This window comes from Leptospira limi (assembly GCF_026151395.1).
Lineage (GTDB): Bacteria > Spirochaetota > Leptospiria > Leptospirales > Leptospiraceae > Leptospira_A > Leptospira_A limi.
On sequence record NZ_JAMQPV010000001.1, the window covers coordinates 378,851 to 396,556 of the forward strand.

At 37.6% G+C, this 17,706-nt stretch carries 19 protein-coding genes; 6 read left to right on the forward strand and 13 right to left on the reverse strand.

Features of this window, described 5'->3' with window-relative positions; genetic code table 11:
* The first annotated feature begins 2 nt into the window (after positions 1 to 2).
* Positions 3 to 1,280, forward strand: coding sequence for an oligosaccharide flippase family protein (locus ND812_RS01650; RefSeq protein WP_265373986.1), 1,278 nt, complete (start codon positions 3 to 5; stop codon positions 1,278 to 1,280).
* Here ND812_RS01650 and ND812_RS01655 read toward each other — a convergent pair.
* The 5 genes from ND812_RS01655 to ND812_RS01675 form a co-directional block, all read right to left on the reverse strand.
* A complete protein-coding gene (locus tag ND812_RS01655; RefSeq protein WP_322113670.1) occupies positions 1,258 to 1,884 on the reverse strand; it encodes a hypothetical protein in 627 nt (208 codons plus the stop codon). The two genes, ND812_RS01650 and ND812_RS01655, sit on opposite strands and share 23 nt — an antisense overlap.
* 312 nt (positions 1,885 to 2,196) lie before the next feature.
* The gene (locus ND812_RS01660; RefSeq protein ID WP_265373988.1) at positions 2,197 to 3,102 is read right to left on the reverse strand and encodes an ATP-binding response regulator; all 906 of its coding nucleotides are present in this window, start codon (positions 3,100 to 3,102) and stop codon (positions 2,197 to 2,199) included.
* A 62-nt stretch (positions 3,103 to 3,164) separates the two neighbouring features.
* Positions 3,165 to 4,529: a PDZ domain-containing protein gene (locus tag ND812_RS01665; RefSeq protein ID WP_265373989.1), complete on the reverse strand. Its 1,365-nt coding sequence runs from the start codon at positions 4,527 to 4,529 to the stop codon at positions 3,165 to 3,167.
* Entirely contained in the window at positions 4,516 to 5,973 is a 1,458-nt protein-coding gene (locus ND812_RS01670) for a S1C family serine protease (RefSeq protein ID WP_265373990.1), read from the reverse strand. Before ND812_RS01670 ends, ND812_RS01665 begins: the two co-directional genes overlap by 14 nt.
* Positions 5,966 to 6,841, reverse strand: a complete 876-nt coding sequence (locus ND812_RS01675; protein ID WP_265373991.1) for an LIC11113 family protein — start codon at positions 6,839 to 6,841, stop codon at positions 5,966 to 5,968. The genes ND812_RS01670 and ND812_RS01675 overlap by 8 nt, the downstream gene beginning before the upstream one ends.
* A 172-nt stretch (positions 6,842 to 7,013) precedes the next feature.
* On the opposite strand from ND812_RS01675, the gene ND812_RS01680 reads away from it, so the two are divergent.
* Genes ND812_RS01680 through ND812_RS01690 form a run of 3 tightly spaced genes read left to right on the forward strand, consistent with a single transcriptional unit; the run spans position 7,014 to position 11,001 of the window.
* The gene (locus ND812_RS01680) at positions 7,014 to 7,865 is read left to right on the forward strand and encodes a sulfurtransferase (RefSeq protein ID WP_265373992.1); all 852 of its coding nucleotides are present in this window, start codon (positions 7,014 to 7,016) and stop codon (positions 7,863 to 7,865) included.
* 60 nt (positions 7,866 to 7,925) lie between these two features.
* Positions 7,926 to 10,160, forward strand: a complete 2,235-nt coding sequence (locus tag ND812_RS01685; RefSeq protein WP_265373993.1) for an alpha-glucosidase — start codon at positions 7,926 to 7,928, stop codon at positions 10,158 to 10,160.
* A gap of 13 nt (positions 10,161 to 10,173) precedes the next feature.
* Positions 10,174 to 11,001, forward strand: coding sequence for a metallophosphoesterase (locus tag ND812_RS01690; protein WP_265373994.1), 828 nt, complete (start codon positions 10,174 to 10,176; stop codon positions 10,999 to 11,001).
* Here ND812_RS01690 and ND812_RS01695 read toward each other — a convergent pair.
* The 7 genes from ND812_RS01695 to flgN all read right to left on the reverse strand — a co-directional run bounded on the left by ND812_RS01695 (position 10,998) and on the right by flgN (position 16,601).
* A complete protein-coding gene (locus tag ND812_RS01695; protein ID WP_265373995.1) occupies positions 10,998 to 11,405 on the reverse strand; it encodes an OsmC family protein in 408 nt (135 codons plus the stop codon). The two genes, ND812_RS01690 and ND812_RS01695, sit on opposite strands and share 4 nt — an antisense overlap.
* Positions 11,402 to 12,076, reverse strand: coding sequence for a lysophospholipid acyltransferase family protein (locus ND812_RS01700; RefSeq protein ID WP_265373996.1), 675 nt, complete (start codon positions 12,074 to 12,076; stop codon positions 11,402 to 11,404). The genes ND812_RS01695 and ND812_RS01700 overlap by 4 nt, the downstream gene beginning before the upstream one ends.
* A gap of 61 nt (positions 12,077 to 12,137) precedes the next feature.
* Entirely contained in the window at positions 12,138 to 12,377 is a 240-nt protein-coding gene (gene csrA / locus ND812_RS01705; protein ID WP_012390131.1) for a carbon storage regulator CsrA, read from the reverse strand.
* Positions 12,378 to 12,380: 3 nt separating this feature from the next.
* Complete coding sequence (fliW, locus tag ND812_RS01710; RefSeq protein WP_174705089.1) at positions 12,381 to 12,842, reverse strand: flagellar assembly protein FliW; 462 nt, start codon at positions 12,840 to 12,842, stop codon at positions 12,381 to 12,383.
* A gap of 52 nt (positions 12,843 to 12,894) precedes the next feature.
* On the reverse strand, positions 12,895 to 14,160 hold the full coding sequence (locus ND812_RS01715; protein WP_245918515.1) for a flagellar hook-associated protein 3: 1,266 nt from the start codon (positions 14,158 to 14,160) through the stop codon (positions 12,895 to 12,897).
* 5 nt (positions 14,161 to 14,165) lie between these two features.
* A complete protein-coding gene (gene flgK / locus ND812_RS01720; protein WP_265373997.1) occupies positions 14,166 to 16,079 on the reverse strand; it encodes a flagellar hook-associated protein FlgK in 1,914 nt (637 codons plus the stop codon).
* A 9-nt stretch (positions 16,080 to 16,088) separates the two neighbouring features.
* Complete coding sequence (gene flgN / locus ND812_RS01725) at positions 16,089 to 16,601, reverse strand: flagellar export chaperone FlgN (protein ID WP_265355780.1); 513 nt, start codon at positions 16,599 to 16,601, stop codon at positions 16,089 to 16,091.
* 86 nt (positions 16,602 to 16,687) lie between these two features.
* On the opposite strand from flgN, the gene ND812_RS01730 reads away from it, so the two are divergent.
* The gene (locus ND812_RS01730) at positions 16,688 to 16,867 is read left to right on the forward strand and encodes a DUF1289 domain-containing protein (RefSeq protein ID WP_265373998.1); all 180 of its coding nucleotides are present in this window, start codon (positions 16,688 to 16,690) and stop codon (positions 16,865 to 16,867) included.
* A 1-nt stretch (position 16,868) separates the two neighbouring features.
* Here the strand turns inward: ND812_RS01730 and ND812_RS01735 are convergent, their stop codons facing one another.
* The gene (locus tag ND812_RS01735; protein ID WP_265373999.1) at positions 16,869 to 17,156 is read right to left on the reverse strand and encodes an LIC10235 family protein; all 288 of its coding nucleotides are present in this window, start codon (positions 17,154 to 17,156) and stop codon (positions 16,869 to 16,871) included.
* Between the two features lie 214 nt (positions 17,157 to 17,370).
* On the opposite strand from ND812_RS01735, the gene ND812_RS01740 reads away from it, so the two are divergent.
* The gene (locus tag ND812_RS01740; RefSeq protein ID WP_100716889.1) at positions 17,371 to 17,706 is read left to right on the forward strand and encodes an Mpo1-like protein; all 336 of its coding nucleotides are present in this window, start codon (positions 17,371 to 17,373) and stop codon (positions 17,704 to 17,706) included.

Here is a 17,706-nt window from a genome sequence, read left to right on the forward strand (position 1 = left end):
ACATGCAAAAAATTAAAAAAATCTTCCAACTTCTCAAAGTCGAATTGATGAAAGAAGGAGTTTTAAAAAACTCTTTCTTTGTCAGTAGTTCCAAGGCAATTTCGGCAGTCACCAATCTTGTATTTATGATTTATTCCGTCAATTTGCTGAGCAAAGCGGAAAATGGAAAACTACAATACTTTTTAGGATTCCTTCCTGTTGTCCTTGCGATTGCTGAATTTGGATTACCCAATGCACTCATCAAATACATCTCACCATTGGCCGAAAAAAAAGAAAATCCAGGAGCCATTTTAAATGCATCTCTTAGAATCAAATTTTATTCTTTTTTATTCTTATCAGTCATTACAATCATTGCTTATTTTACGAGTAACGAAAACTATTTAGTCCTCTTACTTCTGTTATTTGGCGGAATTATTATTTCGTTCATTTCTTATTTTGAAAGTTTATTTGTATCCTATCGGAAATATAAATCATTATCTCTTTGGAATCCTCTTCCAAATATCATTCGATTAGCCTTACTGATTTATTTTTCTGAAACAAACAAACACCCATTAACTTATATGGATATTCTTGCGATCTTTTGTATCGCACCAATATTTGTTTTATTTTTGTTTTTTATTTTTTTTGGAAAAGAAGAGATTTCATTTTCAGCAGATCCATCCGAAGTCCGATTGAACGAAAAAAAACTCCTTCTTTTTAATTTATGGGCTTTCGCAGCTTCCATATTTGCAATTTTATCGGATAGGATGGAAATTTTCTTTTTAAATCAATTTCATCCACCTGAAATTGTTGCCGACTATGGAACCGCCTTACAATTGTTTAGTGGATTTATCATCATTCTTGCAACATTTAACTCTATCATTTATCCAAAAATGGCAAGACTAGCGGAAACAGAAGAATTCCCAACTGTTCTTAAAAAATCCGTTTTTTTAGGCGGAATGATAGCCATCTGTTTGGCTCCAGGAATTTTACTCGCTGAACCCATTTTAACTTTGTTATTCGGAACAAAGTATACGAACTCAATTTCCGTTTTTAAAATTCTATATCCCAATTTCTTACTACAGTTGGTATTTGCTCCACTAGGAACTGCATTATTTGCTTTGGGATTACCTAGATTACTCGCAGGTCTTGCCTTATTAAGACTATTATTTGGTGCTTTGTTTGACTATTGGATCATCCCAGACTTCGGTGCAAACGGAGCTGCTGTTTCTCTATTTTTAGGTCAAATTGTATCTTGGTTATTACTGACTGGATATTTTATGGCTTACTTTCGGAAATAACGTATTCGTAGATTTTTTTATAGTTTGAGATAAGAATTTCCCATTCATTGGGTGGGATATTATTTTTGTATAACAACTGATAGGCGTCTTTTACAGATTTTCCTTCCGCTAAATACTCTTTGAGTTTCAAAATTACAATCTTAAATTGGATTGAGTCCAATTGAATGTCATAGTCCCTATTGATTTTTGCACCAGATGACATTTCAAATTCTCTTACGAAGAATTCTGAAAGTGCTAAAATGCCATACCCTTTTTCATTTATAGGTTGAAAGTCAGTTCTTGTTTTTGCCCAAGCTAACAAAAATAAGGAAGGAACTGGAGGATAATCACCTAACAAAGTACCATCTGGTAATTGTAATTTTTGCGAAAACCTTACGATTGCTCTTGCTAATTCTTTTTTACGTCTCAAGGAAATTTTGGACGAATCTTTTTGTGTTAAATAAGAAACAATGACTGCCTCTTCTTTACTATGGTCGGTTTTTTCAAAAAATCGACTCAGGTCGTAGGAAAAACGAGTATCAGCTTCCCTGTAAGAGAAAATAACCAACAGTAGAGGGAAAATGAGAAGAAATCCATGCCGATATTTCAAAAGTATTTTCTTCATCCCTTCTAGTATCGGGATTGTTTCTTTCCACATTCTTTCTTTTTTTCACTTCCTTGGTACCCAATCCGATTCTGACTGAAAAATATAGTTCCGAATTCCAGTCTTCCGTTGTATCCGGAGGCAAATTCCAATCCCAATCATTTTTGGAAACAAGGAGTGTTTGGCATTATGAACATCGGGATTGAAAGAGAATCAAAACCTTCTAGTTCTCTACGGTTTGAGACAAAAAGAACAATCAATCAGTAATTGGTATAAGATTCTTAATGTGCTCGAAATGTAAAATTGAGCCTGCATGAGTAAGACTATGAAAATTCAGTTTTGATTGGCAATTCCAGCAATCCGATTCCAAGTTTTAAAAAATCGAACTTCATTTCCTTTTTCATTATAAACTATAGAATCAATATTCATTTTTGCTAAAAAAATCCCTCGTCCACTGACTAAATTGGCACTTGGATTCTCAATTGGATTGGGAATTTGAGAAACTGCAAATCCATTCCCTTCATCTCGAATCACAATCGTAACACCAACATCATCCATTAGTAACTCTACAAAAACGGATGAATTGTTACCGGCACATCTTTCATCAACATACTTAAAATAATCTTGGTTAGATTCTAAACACTCCTGTTTTTCAGCATAACTCACACCCGCAACTCCATGTTCGATTGCATTTGCCAATAATTCATACAATACAATTTTTATGGAGATTAAATCTTCAGGTGAAGCATGTGGAGAATTTAATATTTGTTTGGTTAAAAATGCAATGTACGATGTTAACTTTTTAATTTGTGGTTTTAATTTGATTTTGCAGTCACCACTGAATTGTGTAATCTCACCACTATTATAAAGTAAGGTGAGATCAATGTCTGCATTTTCAAATTTTTTAATCCGAGAACGAAGAGCTTCCATTCGAAATGGTTTTAGAAAAAAATCAACGGCTCCCATACGAAACACATCAATTGCAATTTGAATGTCACTGTCTCCCGTAATTACCAAAAAGGGAGTTTGGTTTCCATCGGCCCTTAATTTTTGAATGAATTGGATTCCATTTAATTTTGGTAAGCTGATGTCAGAAATGATTAAATCAAAAGTGTTTTGGTTGGCAATAGCAAGAGCCTCCATTCCGTCGGAGGCTAATGTAACATTAAATTCATCTTTGAAGTATTCCCAAAACAATTCACGAATTGTTTCTTCGTCGTCAACAAATAAGATTTTCATAAGGAATGGCTTAGTGAGTTAGAATGCCCTACCATTAACTATTGTAAATCTATTTTTGAAATTTAGTCTTCCAAGTTATATGAACGTCCCAATTTATAGGTAGACTGAAGCTCTTGTTGCAATTCCAGAATCTCCTTTTTGGTAAAAAAGGCGATTTTTCCTCCAGACAATTCAAACGCGTAGTAGGTGGACTCTTCTGATTGTAAAAGAGTTTTTAATTGGCTAAGGGAGCTAATGCGAGTTCCATTTACCTTCTCCAAGACTAAATCTTGGAAGTCCTGGTATCCTAGGTTACCTTCTAGGGGGAAAACACGACTGAGAATTACTATTTTTTCCCTCACTGGGTGGACTTTCTTCTGGTAATAATCAGACAGATACACCAATTTTTTTTCCGACTTCACCCTGTATTCCGAGCCAAATTCTTTGAGATATGCATTGGAAAGTTCCGTAAAGAAAAATCCCCCTACAATCAAATACAATGGTCTGCGATCTTTTGCTTCTTCTGGAATTAAAAAATCATTAGAATCATAGGCCCTTAAATCATATGAAATACTGAGACTTTGAAAATTACGATGTAGTTTCAGTTGGATCGTTTCACCTAATTCTCGCAAACGTCCATCGGGTTTACGTAATAACAAATCCAAGATTTTATCAGCACGGTCCCATTCATCCACTTTTGTAAGCGGAAACGAGTTGATCATAGTCACCAAGTCTCCGGGGAATAAATTATAAGCAGGACCAACTCCAGGAATCACTTCTGATACTAAAAGTGGATTTGGAAATGATTTTGAATAATATTCTTTCTCTGAAGGAGTTAGATTTACATCAAATAAGAATCCTGGGTGCGGAAATGACTTACCACCAGATCGTAAAAACAATTCTACATATTCGGTTGGGATTAAAAAATCAGAAATAGTAATCCCGCATAACAATTGATTTTTGAAGAAAAAATCAGACTCTTCTTTTTTTTTCTGATCCAACATCAAAACTTTGATTGGAGTTTTTGAAAAAGGCAAATAAACATATCGAGATTTTCCAGTGGGACAATGTTTGTCTGTCAGTTTTAAATCCAATCCTACAGGTTTTGGTAATTTCTGCATTCCTTTTGATTCTAATAATAGAAACCCAGTCTCTCCATCATAAGCTTTGATTGCCAATTTTGGTACTGAATAATCAAAGGATTCAAATTCTGCATATACGGGGTTTTGTTTAGAAAGAGTGACACCAAAAAACTGTCCCTTTCCTAAGTGGATGATATTTAATTTGCGATTGAATGGTTCACCAACTAACCATGGATTTTGGTGGCTAATTTTCTGAAAGGTTACCCTTGCTTCAATGACACGTTTATCTTCAAATTCTTCCGCAAAAACATTGGAAGTGATCAATACTAAAAATGATACAAGGACAATCGACTTAAAGTTCTTCATAATTGGCACCATATCTTTTTTTAACACGTTGGTTCATTTGGTAAATGGATTCAGGTCGTAACACAATAGGAAGATCCATTCCTCTAAATTTTAGTACAATCATTCCTCGTTTATTTTCTTTCCACAGGGTTTTAAATTCACTTAAATCTTTTGGAACTCGTCCGTTGATCGACTCTACAACTTTGTATTTATATTTTTTATATTTCGATGTTTCCGGATCATTAAATGCATAACTCAATACAATATCTCTTGTTGTATAACGATAGAGGAGGTCTTGGATAAAGTAACTGTAGTGGTATTGTAAGGAACTATCTAAATCACCGTCTTCAGAGTGGAAAAAAGATCGTGTAATTGGTTGGAAAACAAAACCTGCCTGCAAAAAATAATCTTCCGTTCCATCTCGATAAAGTTCCAATGCATAGTTTTTTTGTAAATTGACTTCAGCTTGGTTTTCTTTCCCTGCTCGATAAAAACTGATCGAAACCTTTGAATTCAATTGTTTGTCTTCAATCCAATCAATGATGAATTCTTTTTTATTGGAAGAAGTGAGTTCACCATCATTTGAGATGGAAATTCCATCCACAGCCGTCACAAAATCTTTTTCTTTTAATACTTTCGAAAATGTAGAAGAAGGATAAATTCGATTCACAAAAATTCCTGTTTCACTCGCAGGTACTTTCATCGCTTGTTTTAAACTTTTTGGATTTCCATTTTGGAATGTAAATCCTAGATTTGGAAACCCATCATATTTCCCATCATTAATATCTTCTAAAAAATGACGGATGATGTCATTGGAGATCAAATACGCAATCCCTTGTTCTAACGTACTGATCTGGAATACAAGACCAACAACCTTTCCATTTTGAACAGCGGGTCCACCAGAATTGCCTGGTTGGATATTTGCTGCTATTTTTAATACATTTCGATAATCTAACCCAGAGTAGGTGTATCGATTTTTTTCAAAACGTAAGATGGATCCTTTTTCGACGGATAAACTGTCATTACCATTTGGAAAACCCAATAACAATACATCCGATCCTAAATTGGGAATTCCTTCCAATAGACTTAATGAAGTTGTTTGTTCCGAAAAATCGGGATCATTCACTTGTAATAATGCCAAGTCACAATCATAACCAATGAATTTTACATCCGCTAAGTATTCTTTTTTAGTGAAACTACTCTTAACTAAAATTCGCTTTGCATCACGAACTACATGTGCATTGGTTAAGATAGTTTGGTTGGGTAATACCAATCCTGAGCCAAACCCTGTATAAAGATTTTTCTTCATCCAAGGTTGGGTTTTATTTTCAGTGTTAAACCCTTCATTCCGTATGAGGACTACGGAACGAAAAATTGAATCCACTGCAGGTTCTGATTCAGTTTGTGAAAAGACTGTCTCACTCCATAGTAATAAACTGAGACAAATTAAGATGATTTTATTCATAATACAGAATTACTTTCTCCCAAATGATTTGAGTTTCTGAAATTTTTTTTAGAAGAGCCTTCCCTAAAACTCGTTCTCCTGGTTTTGGATCTTTCCAAATGGTATTCGAAACCATCAATTCACCTGAAGGTGCAGAAGGGGCACGTATAAATCGATAGACAGAGTCTTTAACGCATGTGATGCGAAAAACATAAGAAACTGTTTGATCCCAATAAAAACTTTGGTCTTTTTCTACAAATTCCAGCGGACAGGAAGAATCAAAAAAGATTTCTAAATTGGAAGGTACTTCTTTTCGTCTCTTTGGATTTTCCGCAATGGATTGGAAATAAAACAAGTTTGGATTTTGAATTGGTTGGTAAGAGGTTACCTTGGTAGATTTTTGATTTCGTATCTGATTTACTTTTTTTTGAGGGTAATCTAAATCTGTATCATCAATATTAGTCTTTGTACTTTCGTTTGCGTTAGATCCAACAAAATTAAATCCTGATTGGATTTCCAAATATTGTTTTTTTCCAATTCGTTGAACAGACTTTAAGCGGAATTCCTCTTTAGGTAAATTGTTTCTGTTCTGAGATAAAAATTCGATAAAAATTGGTTCTTCACTTCCTTGGCAACTGAGTCTGTAATAAGTTACCGAGGAAATTTTAGATGCCAGCTCCAGTTGGCAATTCTCTTCGTTCGTAGGGTAAACACTACGATTCCGAATATTTTGTTGGAAGTTTTTTGAAATTTTACCTTGTTTCCAATGAATGATTTCATCGTTCAAAGATTGTAACGAATGAACTTTTGGATTTTTGTCAGCAGATAGATTGGCTAACGAAAATAGACTTAAAATGACTGAGAATGATATTGAAACATGCCAATTCATGGTTTACCGACTATCTTTAGTATCGGATTCTATACCCCTCGGAATCAACTCTCGAACAATTGATTTCTTTTCTCATTATGTCCCAGACCAGCTTTGAATTTTTTTTTTGGTTTTCAGACTTTCAAAAATTCGAGGGGGGGAAAAGTAATGTAAGAAATAGGAGAATACTTTTTTGAACTGGAACTTTCTTAAAACCGAAATAGAACCTGGTGACTTCCTCATCGATTGTCGTTCCCAATCAGCATATGAAGAAGAAACATTAGAAGGTGCCTACTACTATCCATTTATCAAAAAAGCATTCGGCTCTGACCCTGAATCCCAAAAAAAATTATATGGCCCAATGGCTACAGTGGTCCAAGAGTTTCAAAAATCAAAAAAGACTCGAATCATCGTTTTTGATGAAGGGATGGGGATGTTTTCCACTCGTATGGTGTATTTACTCCGCGGAATGGGAATCAAAGATGCTTATGTTCTTGGTCAAAAATGGCCTGCAAATGGTAAAAAAGCAAAAGGAGAACTCAAAATGGAACCTCCTGTTGCGGATAAGGCAAAACCAATTGAAGGTGTTGTTGATAAAGCCTTTATGGAACGAAATCTTACGAAATTACAAATCTTTGATGCAAGGACAATGGAAGAATACGAAGGTCGCCTACCTCGTCTCACTGCTCCAGAAGAAGGAACTCTTTGTGGCCGTTTGCCAGGAGCTTTCCTTTGGGATTGGAGGAATTTGTACGATGGAGAAGCAAATCTCATCGAACGTTCTATTTTCAAAAAACGCCTGAATGGTTTTCCATTTATGCCCGAAAGGCCAACTGTGATTTATGATTACAATGGTGCCAGGTCCTGTTTGTTAGCTCTTATGTTACGAGAGGCAGGATACATTGATGTTACAACCTACCAAGGTTCTTGGTTTGAATGGCGTAAGTCCAACTTACCCAAACAAGCCGTTGCCGTTTTTGGTGCCAAACAAGGTGCACAAGCAGCAGCTCCTAGGGTAGGTGGTGTTGATCGAAAGAAAGTCTAAAAAAAGATTTACGTAACTTAAGACCATCGGTTCACTAAGCTCTCGCTCTTGGAGGATCCGATGGTTTTTCGTTTTTTATCCCTTTGTTGTATCTTTTTATTCCTAGAATGTGCCTCTCATATTCTCACTCCCTTTCCCATTCAGGAAGAAACCTTCCAAGTTTCCAAACAAATCCAATGGATCCAAAAACCAACTGAGCTAGTTCTCAAAAACACATCCTTTGACAAAAACTTCATTAAACTGTCGCTAGATGAACCCTTCTTATCTGTATCCGAAGTAGAAACCATTTCCAAATACCGAATGGCTTCTTTTAAATTTGAAGAGTCAACCAAACGGACTTGTTCCGAACAAACGGTGGATTCCATCAAAAAAGAAACTGGGAAAATTACCATCCTTGGTAAATTAACAGGGAAAAATTGTTCTTCCAATTACGAAGTCAGCTTTGCCGCAAAATCTGATACCGAAATTGAATTCAAAATCACTGTATCTGATGAAAACCTAAATCGGATCCAACTTGTGTATGCGTCTCAACCAGATGAAAAGTTTTTTGGACTCGGGGAACAATTCACTTATGATGAGTTCAAAGGGAAAAAACCCTTTTTTTTCACAGAAGAACAAGGAATTGGACGTGGAGACCAACCCATCACCACAGGGGCCAATTTACTCGCAGGAGCTGGTGGGAATGCATACACAACGTATGCCCCGATCCCCCATTATATCAGTTCTGAAAATCGATCTGTCTTTTTTGAGAACAGTGGTTATGCGAAGTTTGATTTTGATCACGCCAAAAAAACCAAGGTAGAATTTTGGGACTTTCAATCCGAAAAATCTATTTCTGGTTCCATTTGGCTTGGAACTTCTGCCAAATCACTCATCGAAACCTATACGAAAAAAACAGGTCGTTTTCCCAAACTCCCCGAGTGGGCGTACGGTACTTGGTTAGGTGTCCAAGGGGGAACAGAAAAAGTTTCTGCTATCGTAAAACAAGCTAAAGACGCTGGTAACCCTGTAACTGCACTATGGATCCAAGACTGGTGCGGAAGGCGAGTTACCAATTTTGGTGACCAACTCAAATGGCGCTGGTATGCAGATGAAACCCTCTATCCAGATTTCAAAAAATTTGTTAAATCAATGAATGACCAAAACGTGCAGGTGTTAGGTTATATCAATTCATTCTTAGCAGATACCGACCCCAAAAAACCTGGTGATGATTTTACGAACCCTCTTCTCACAGAAGCTAAATCCAAAGGTTATCTTGTTAAAAATGCGAAAGGTGAGGATTACCTCATCCAAACAGTTGGTTTTCCAGCATACCTTATCGATCTTACCAATCCTTTGGCAGTGAAATGGACAAAAGATCTCATAAAAAAGAATTTAATTGGAATGGGTCTTTCTGGATGGATGGCCGACTTCGGAGAATGGTTACCCTATGATGCAAAACTTCACTCTGGTGTGGATGCAAAAGTGTACCATAACCGATACCCAGTGGATTGGGCAAGGATCAATCGTGAAGCCATCAAAGAAGCAGGGATGGAAGGAAAAATTGTCTTTTTTACAAGAGCAGGTTATAGTTATTCCAATGCTTATTCCACTCTTTTTTGGGAAGGGGATCAAATGGTCAGTTTTGGAACCAATGATGGACTCCCTTCTTCCATCGTAGGCCTTACAACATCGGGTATCAGCGGTTATGCGTTAAACCATAGTGATATTGGTGGTTACACAACCATTTCCAATCCATTAAAAAACTACCACCGAACAAAAGAACTATTACTCCGATGGGCAGAAGTTTCTGCTTTTACCCCGGTGTTTCGTACTCATGAAGGGAACAGACCTCTTAAAAACTGGCAAGTTTATACTTATACAAAACCTGACGGAACCAAATCACTTGGAGATGAGGATACAGTCCAACTCTTTGCTAAAATTGCAAGGATCCACTTTGCCTTAAAACCATATATCCAAAGTTTGGTGGATGAAGCATCAAAAACAGGACTTCCTGTTGTGAGACACAATGCCATAGTGGAACCAGAGGACAAAATTCTTCTCAATTACAAATACCAGTTTTTCTTAGGAGATGATTTACTCGTCGCGCCTGTTGTGGAATCCAATGAAATTGTACAAGATGTGTATTTACCTCGAGGGAAATGGACACATTTTTGGACAGGCACAACGTATGAAGGAAATCGAAAAATCCAAGTCTCTGCACCGATTGGTAAACCACCTGCTTTTATCAGAGTTGGTGGAAAATCAGAAGGTCTCATTCGTTCTTCCTTAGACAGTATACGGAATAAGAATTAAGGATCCAACCCAAATGAAATTTGCATTGATTGGAGATATCCACGGTTATTGGAACCAAAAAGACATTGAATACTTCAATGAGTCTGATTATGATTTTTTGTTTTTTACAGGTGACTTAAGAGGGAATCCAAAACTAGGAAAGGTTTCCTTCCAAGGTCTCACCAAACGCGCGTATATGATTCCTGGTAATTGGGATGGAACAAGTCTCACTTCCGTGATTGGAGAAATTGTACACTCCAATCTTCTCATCCAATCAGGTTATTTGGGGCAAGGTAGAAGGTTACAAAAACTATCCGAACGAGTGAAACCAATCACAATCCTTGGATATAGTTCACTTGTTTTGTCACAAGAATTGGATTTGTCTCTCATTGTAGGTCGACCACATGCCATGGGTGGAGGACTCAGTTTTTTGCCTCACTTAAAAAAAACGTATCATGTTACAGATATGGAAACTTCCATTGAGACATACAAACGCCTAATAGATGGAACAAAGGAAAAACATTTACTCTTCCTTTCGCATAACGGGCCTTTTGGGCTAGGTTCTGCTAAAAATGCGATGTACGGTGCTGAATTTAAAAAGGAAGGTGGTGATTGGGGTGATGCCGATTTAACGGAAGCCATTCAATATGCCAAATCAATTGGGAAAAAAGTTCCCCTTGTCCTTTCTGGCCATATGCACCATTCCATTAGCAAAACCAAAGAAAGGGAAACACATGAATATACGGGTGGGACTTTTTACGTGAATGGAGCCAAAGTCCCAAGGATCAGAGAAGGGAAACACTTTCACACAAAGATCGAATGGACAGGGGGATCTGCCACTGTCATCCCCTTGTGGGTTTAAGGGAGTAAAAGAGTATCGATTTCGATTTTCCCAGTGAGAATCTTGTGAACAGGGCACGCATTGGCAACGGAGTACAATCGGTCCCTTTCTTCTGGTTTTAAATTTCCTTTGAGAGTGACTTCGCGAATGAATTTGTGATCCTCAGGTGACCGTTTATCAATTGTTACTTGGACAGAAACTGAATCTAAAGCATACCCTTTTCTGTCGGCATACATTCGAATCGTAATCGAAGTACATGCTCCTAAGGAAGATGCAAGAAGTTCTGTTGGCATAGGACCAAGATCCGTGCCTTCTTTATCTGCTGGTTCGTCTGCTATCCAATGGTGTTTGCCTTTTGTGATTTTGGTTTCGTATTTTGTGTTTTCAGTTGTGACGATTACTTTGTCTTCAAATACTGCTGTCATTTGGACTCTCCTGTACGAATTCGTTCCGCTTCCTGAATCGCTTTCTCTCTATTTTTTAACATAGCTTCTTCGACTTTCAATCTCATATTTTCAAATTCCACCTCGTTTAATTCACGTGGCACGTAAATTGGTTCCCCATACGAAACAACAAAGGTTGTAAACGGTTTTGGAACCCTATGTTTGTCCCATGCTTTTTCCAAAATCCATTGTCTTGAACACTCATAATGAAAAGGAACGATCGGAACTTGTGTGACTTGTGCAGCTGCAATGATTCCAGGTTGTAGAATTAGCGCAGGTCCTCTTGGTCCATCAGGAGTAAATGCAGCAGGTAATCCTTTTTTTAAATGTTGGATCATTGCTTTTAATGCTTTTGATCCACCTTTAGAACTACTGCCTCGAATGCTAGAATTCCCAAAACGGTGAACCACTTGGTTGATAAAATCTCCGTCTTTCGATTCTGAAATTAAGACAGCAACTTTTTTATTTCGATGAAGATAAGGAGAGTACAATACGTTCGTATGCCAAATGGAATAGATGTATGGTTTTTTATTTTTAAATATTTCTTCGTATTGTTCGTTTTTGAAAATGCGAAATCGCGATGTGAGGCCGACGAATCGTTGTAGCCAGACAATAATCAGTGGTAAAAGCCAAACTAATATTTTTCGTTTCAAGAGATAAATTCACTCCCTGGAGTTTGTTTCCAGAGAATGTTATGATTAGAGAAAGATCAAGTTAAGTTTTCTTCTTAAATAAGTCTCCCAATTTACCTAAGTCTTCAGGTTTGATATTTGTACCTGCAGCTTTTTTGTTCTCTTCTTGGATTTCTTTGTACACTTCTGCTCTATGTACAGAAACATTTTTAGGAGCTTTTACACCAATCTTCACTTGATCCCCTTTGATATCAACGATGACAATTTCAATGTCATCACCTATCATTATGGATTGGTTACTTCTCCTTGCTAAAACTAACACGAGCTAAACCTTTTCGGAAGACATTTCTTCCATTGACTCTATTATATTTTTGCGAATTGGATGGTTCTCATCTCTAGAAATACATTGTTTTCCTTTTCCTTCTTTCCCATTCAGGATAATTGGCCCTTGTAAATTGGCAGTCATACCTTTTGGGTTGTCATGGGGAATGGTCACAATGAGAAAAATAATCCCATCTTTCCAACTCGTTAAACCAATATCATGTAACTCTTCGTCGCTGATTGCAGGTTTGTAATGATTCATAAACAGTTCAGGTTGGATTACAATGAATGCAAGACCCGACTCTTTTGTGGATTGTAACCATTTGAATGGACTTTCTGCACTTTCTTCGATCAGTGCATATTCATCAAATTCTTCAAATCCAAGTAACCCTTGTGGGAATTTAAGAATTTGTTTTGAATCCACTTGGATGGTTCCGAAAGGTTTTGTATGAATCGTTACCGACATTCTAGTTCCTGTTGTTTCTAATCTTTCTAATGTGCCTGTCATTTAATCTCAATTACCTTAGGAAATCCATCAAAGTTGGTTTGATGATTTTAGATCCAACATTGAGCGCATAACTATGAATTGTTTCTAACCACTTCATGTTCATGATGGTTTCCGGAAAATCAATTCCTTCATTTTTAGCAAGTAATTCCGTCATGTACATCTTATCATAAGAAACTCGTTCTTCATGTTGTTCCAAACGATTCATACGTGCACCAATAGTAGAACGGTGGCGTAAAATATTTTCTAAAGCTAAGTCCAAATCACCTAAATCTCGACCACCAATTCTTTCTTGGTCTTTTTGGATGAGGTCATTTCGAAGTTGGATGAGAGTATCAAAAACAGAAAGTCCTGTTACCGTTGCTGATTTAGAATAATTATTTGGTGGTTCACTGGCACTTGGTTCAATGAGTCCAATGTCACGTAACACAGTTCCACCGTCTACATCCTCTAGCCAAATTTGGTGAGGGGCTGTGGAAGAAATGGAAATGTTATCTTGTGCCAGTTTACTTGCTTTTACTTCCAAAGGAGCGTTATTGATTTTATCAATCACATCATCAATGGTATCACCCACAGAGATATGGATTTCTACTCCATCAATTTTGAACTTTTGGTCAGAAGTAGCTTGGTAAGCAGAGTTGTCCACTTTGGAAGTGACACTGACGTTTGTTCCCCAAAACACTTTGTTACCTGGGATGGTGATAGGGATATATTCTCCTTTTTCAATCTCACGGAGTTGTTCGCCAATGTCCCCGCGGTATTCCACACCCACGTATTGGTTTTTCAGTTCTAGACCTTGCAAACCCTTAATTTTTGATTCAATTGGTTCAAATGGAGGTCTTTCAATTACATGACCACCAAACAAAGGTTGTCCCGTCGCATCACGTGCGTTGGCAAGATCAACTATAGCACGTAAGTGTTGGTCAATTTCTTTTCCAATGGCAACTTCGAGTTCAAACCCTTTGTCACCTTGGTAGATACCATTGCCTGCTTGTACGGTTAAAACACGTACCCGTTGGAAAATTTCACCCATCTTATCGAGGACACCATCGATCTGTTGCAGACGTTGGTAACCATCCCCAATGTTTTCTTCATATTGTGAAAGTTCATTGAGGCGAGATCGAAAGTACATCTGGTTTGTGGCAGCACCCGGATCATCCGATGGTTTACGGATTTTTAATCCAGTCCCCAGTTGCGTTTGGGTTTCATCCATTGCCACTTGGTGGCGGTTTAAGTTCCGCACCAAGGAATTGTTCTGCATCATGTTAGTGATTCTGATCATGATTATACACCTAACCTATTTATGATGGTATCTAACATTTCATTGAGCGTGGAGATCATACGAGCCGAGGCATTATAAGATTGTTGGAACTGCACCATATTGGCCATCTCCTCATCTAAATTCACACCCATCACGGACTGACGCATGTTTTCTAGTTCCACCATGAGTTCGTTTTGTGTCGTATACTCTTGTTTTGCTTCACGAGCCTCGGTTCCCAGTCTTGAAATCAGTGAGTTATAAAAATCATCCGTTGTTTTAGAATAATCAAACATCACTGGTTTTTCTCGTAGTGCCGCTGCGATAAGAAGTGCATTGGATCCGTCTTTTTGACCGTTTGGTGAATTGTAATCACCAGATCCATTCACATCTTTACCCCGACCAGCTGCTATGTTTGCAGGGTTATTTCTCACTTCGTCAGACATCTTAAAAAAGGAAGATGGGTGGTACATCGGTGTGAGAGTAATGTCTTGCGCATTGGATTGGAACTTATTGATCTCACCAATTTTTCGGTAATCAAAGGATCCAGATACTCCTGAGGCAGTCAAAATGCCAGTGAGACCAACAAGGAGTTCTCCTGAATCTTCCAAGTGGCGGATCATAAAGTTTTCTTTTTTGTCTTGTGGGTTTGTAGTTGCCTTTAGCGCCAATTGGTTGTCATGCGACATGTATGCCACAACACCAGTTTCCGAACGATTGATTCGTTTGATGACTGCATTCAAAGTATCATCTTTAGAATACGGTACAAGGATTTCTGTTTCGCCACCTGGACTTGCTTTTAAAAATCGCATGGTCCCTGAGATTCCAATGGGGCGATCAGGATCAAGAGAGGTGCGACCTGTCACACGAAAGACTGCTGTTTTATCGTTGAGTCCATCACCATCAGTATCGATTTCCCCGAAGGTATTGGTAGCAAGGGCTCTTTGTTCAAAGAAGTTCACATTGGTTTTGCCATTGAGACCAAATCCATCTTTATGGATTTCGTTGATGACATCCATGGCATTGATCGCAAGTGCATCCACAGCATTGATTTTTTCGACTAAGATTCGGTCTCTGATTTCGTAAAGGGCTTGGATACTTCCTTTTCGGAGGAGAACTGTATCTCCAGTTTCAGACCATTTTAAATCAAGTAGTCCATCATTGTTTGGATTCCCTACCAAATCAATTTTGTGAACCTTTTGACCTTGGATGAGGATTTGTTGGCCAATAAAAACCATCAGTTCATCTTCATCGCTACGTCCGATGGTGATATCAGCCATACCAGCTAATTCTTGTAAAAGTTCGTCTCTTCTATCTAAAAGGTCGTTGGGATTGTCACCTAATGCTTGTGATTTTGTAATTTTTTCATTAAGAGATTTGATGTTTTCAGAAACAGTATTGAGGTGGTTTACTTTTGCTTCAATTTCCCGATTCGATTGGTCACGGAGAAGAGAAAGTTTTCTATATACATCTTCCATACGTGAACCAAGTGCTTCGGCTTTTTCTTGCACAACAGCACGGTGAGCAGTTTCTTCAGGATAATTCGAAAGGTCTTCCCAAGAAGACCAAAACTGATCCATCATGGACCTAAGTGTCGTTCCCGTTGGCTCATTAAAAACTGTTTCTACTTGGTACAAATAATCATTTTTTTTGCCCCAATATTCTTTTAAGGAAGAGGAATCAATGATGCGATCATCAATAAAATTATCACGAACTCGTTCAATCTCGGAAATTTTTACCCCTTGCCCAATTTGGCCAGGAACTTCTGCTCGATTAAATGCAGGATCATAAATCGGATCCATACTGTTCATGACAACTCGTTGACGCGCATAATGTTTGTTATCCGCGTTGGAAATATTATGACCTGTTGTTTGGATCGCCTGTTGGTGGACCGAAAGTCCTCGTTTTCCGATTTCTATACCTTGGAATGTGGATCCCATACGATTCTCCTAGGCAGTCGCGTTCAAAATGATCGCGCCTTTTTGGCTCTGCCCACGCCTTGTTGGTTGTTTGTGAGAGGTATACACCTTTTCACGGGATAACTCTTGAAGTGAGTCAACAGTTGCTTGTAAAAATTCTTTTCTGGTTCGTAGAAGTTTTTCATTGGTAATGATGGCATCCTTAAGGTCTGCCACCACTTTTTTTAGTTCTAACGCAAACGTTTTGAGTTTAAAATTGGACTCACGGTCCATTTGGTTTAAAAAATGAGTGAGTGTGATGGAAGATTCGTCTTTTTGAAACTTTTCCTTTTCATAGACATCTTCTATGGTTTTCATCCGAATTCGTTCCAATTCAGAGGCTTCTACCATGATATGATAACTTTCTTTGACAAAGGACTCGAGTGATTTGCCGTCCGCTTGGTGGATGGCGTTTCTTTTTTTGCCTTCCAAATCCAAAAGGCGCTTGTAACAGTCTATTTCTGTAGTAAATAAACTTCTAAGTGATTCTACCCAATCCAACATGCGAATTCCTTTTCCCTTATGGGAAGGATCGACGGATTCCCAAACTAGCTTAGGAAAATTTATAAAAATTTACTATTTTCAGGTCTATGTCTCGAAAATCACCATGTATTAAAATCTGTATGATGGATCCAGAATCTGGGTTTTGTGCTGGTTGTTACCGAACAATCGAAGAAATCGGGGCTTGGTCCAGTATGACCGATGAGGAAAGAGAAGCTGTCTGGCAGGAGCTCCCGCATAGAAAGGCGGGAAACTCTACCAAAGAATAGATTACTTAGAACCTTTATCAATCTTATTGCGGTGTTCCTCACAGAGTCTATAAAGTTGATCTGTAGATGGATTTTTCTTTGTGACTTTTTTTCCGCATACAATACACAAACCTTGTGCTCTTCTTCTTTTGTATAACAATTGAACTCGTTCGGCACCTGATAAATTGTATTTACTGATTTGAAGACGAACTCCTTTTACCAAATAACTTCCGATGGAAGACTCCTCTCCTTTTTTTAATTCGGAAAAAATCTTGTTTAACTCATCCGGTTTAATCGATTTAGGCTTCATACATTCTCCTACTTTTTGCTAAATTTAACTCTCTGTTAGATTCTAAATGTTAATGCACATTAGTTTGTACCCACAAACGTGCAACTCTATTTTAAAATCATATCTGAATTCCCGAATATAGATTCAAAAACTAGGGACAAACTCTAATATTTGGAATGATTTTTGTGTTGGCAAAGTGAAAAGATCGACTAAGGTTTAGAGAAAGGACCAATTTATGGAAAAGAAGTACAAAACACTCAAAGATTTTTTCCCATTCTATTTAGAAGAACATAGCCATCCGTTTAACCGTGCGTTACATTTTGTCGGCTCAAGTCTTGCTTTAGGTTGTATTCTAGGATTTATTGCAACTGCTAAGTTGTATATCTTAGGTTTGGCGCTTGTTAGTGGGTATTTCTTTGCATGGATCGGACATTTCTTTGTCGAAAAAAATCGCCCTGCAACATTTACATACCCGATTTATTCCTTTGTTTCTGATTGGATGATGTACTTCAAAATGTTAACAGGACGTATTGATGTTGAATTTGCCAAAATTAAGTCAAAACAAAATTAA

Excerpts from the sequence above, each read along its gene's own strand:
- ND812_RS01685 (WP_265373993.1), top strand. The coding sequence starts at position 7,926 with ATGGTTTTTCGTTTTTTATCCCTTTGTTGTATCTTTTTATTCCTAGAA.
- ND812_RS01660 (WP_265373988.1), bottom strand. The coding sequence starts at position 3,102 with ATGAAAATCTTATTTGTTGACGACGAAGAAACAATTCGTGAATTGTTT.
- ND812_RS01665 (WP_265373989.1), bottom strand. The coding sequence starts at position 4,529 with ATGAAGAACTTTAAGTCGATTGTCCTTGTATCATTTTTAGTATTGATC.
- flgN (WP_265355780.1), bottom strand. The coding sequence starts at position 16,601 with ATGTTGGATTGGGTAGAATCACTTAGAAGTTTATTTACTACAGAAATA.
- ND812_RS01735 (WP_265373999.1), bottom strand. The coding sequence starts at position 17,156 with ATGAAGCCTAAATCGATTAAACCGGATGAGTTAAACAAGATTTTTTCC.
- ND812_RS01670 (WP_265373990.1), bottom strand. The coding sequence starts at position 5,973 with ATGAATAAAATCATCTTAATTTGTCTCAGTTTATTACTATGGAGTGAG.
- ND812_RS01740 (WP_100716889.1), top strand. The coding sequence starts at position 17,371 with ATGGAAAAGAAGTACAAAACACTCAAAGATTTTTTCCCATTCTATTTA.
- ND812_RS01730 (WP_265373998.1), top strand. The coding sequence starts at position 16,688 with ATGTCTCGAAAATCACCATGTATTAAAATCTGTATGATGGATCCAGAA.
- ND812_RS01650 (WP_265373986.1), top strand. The coding sequence starts at position 3 with ATGCAAAAAATTAAAAAAATCTTCCAACTTCTCAAAGTCGAATTGATG.
- ND812_RS01655 (WP_322113670.1), bottom strand. The coding sequence starts at position 1,884 with ATGAAGAAAATACTTTTGAAATATCGGCATGGATTTCTTCTCATTTTC.
- flgK (WP_265373997.1), bottom strand. The coding sequence starts at position 16,079 with ATGGGATCCACATTCCAAGGTATAGAAATCGGAAAACGAGGACTTTCG.
- ND812_RS01695 (WP_265373995.1), bottom strand. The coding sequence starts at position 11,405 with ATGACAGCAGTATTTGAAGACAAAGTAATCGTCACAACTGAAAACACA.
- fliW (WP_174705089.1), bottom strand. The coding sequence starts at position 12,842 with ATGTCGGTAACGATTCATACAAAACCTTTCGGAACCATCCAAGTGGAT.
- ND812_RS01690 (WP_265373994.1), top strand. The coding sequence starts at position 10,174 with ATGAAATTTGCATTGATTGGAGATATCCACGGTTATTGGAACCAAAAA.
- ND812_RS01675 (WP_265373991.1), bottom strand. The coding sequence starts at position 6,841 with ATGAATTGGCATGTTTCAATATCATTCTCAGTCATTTTAAGTCTATTT.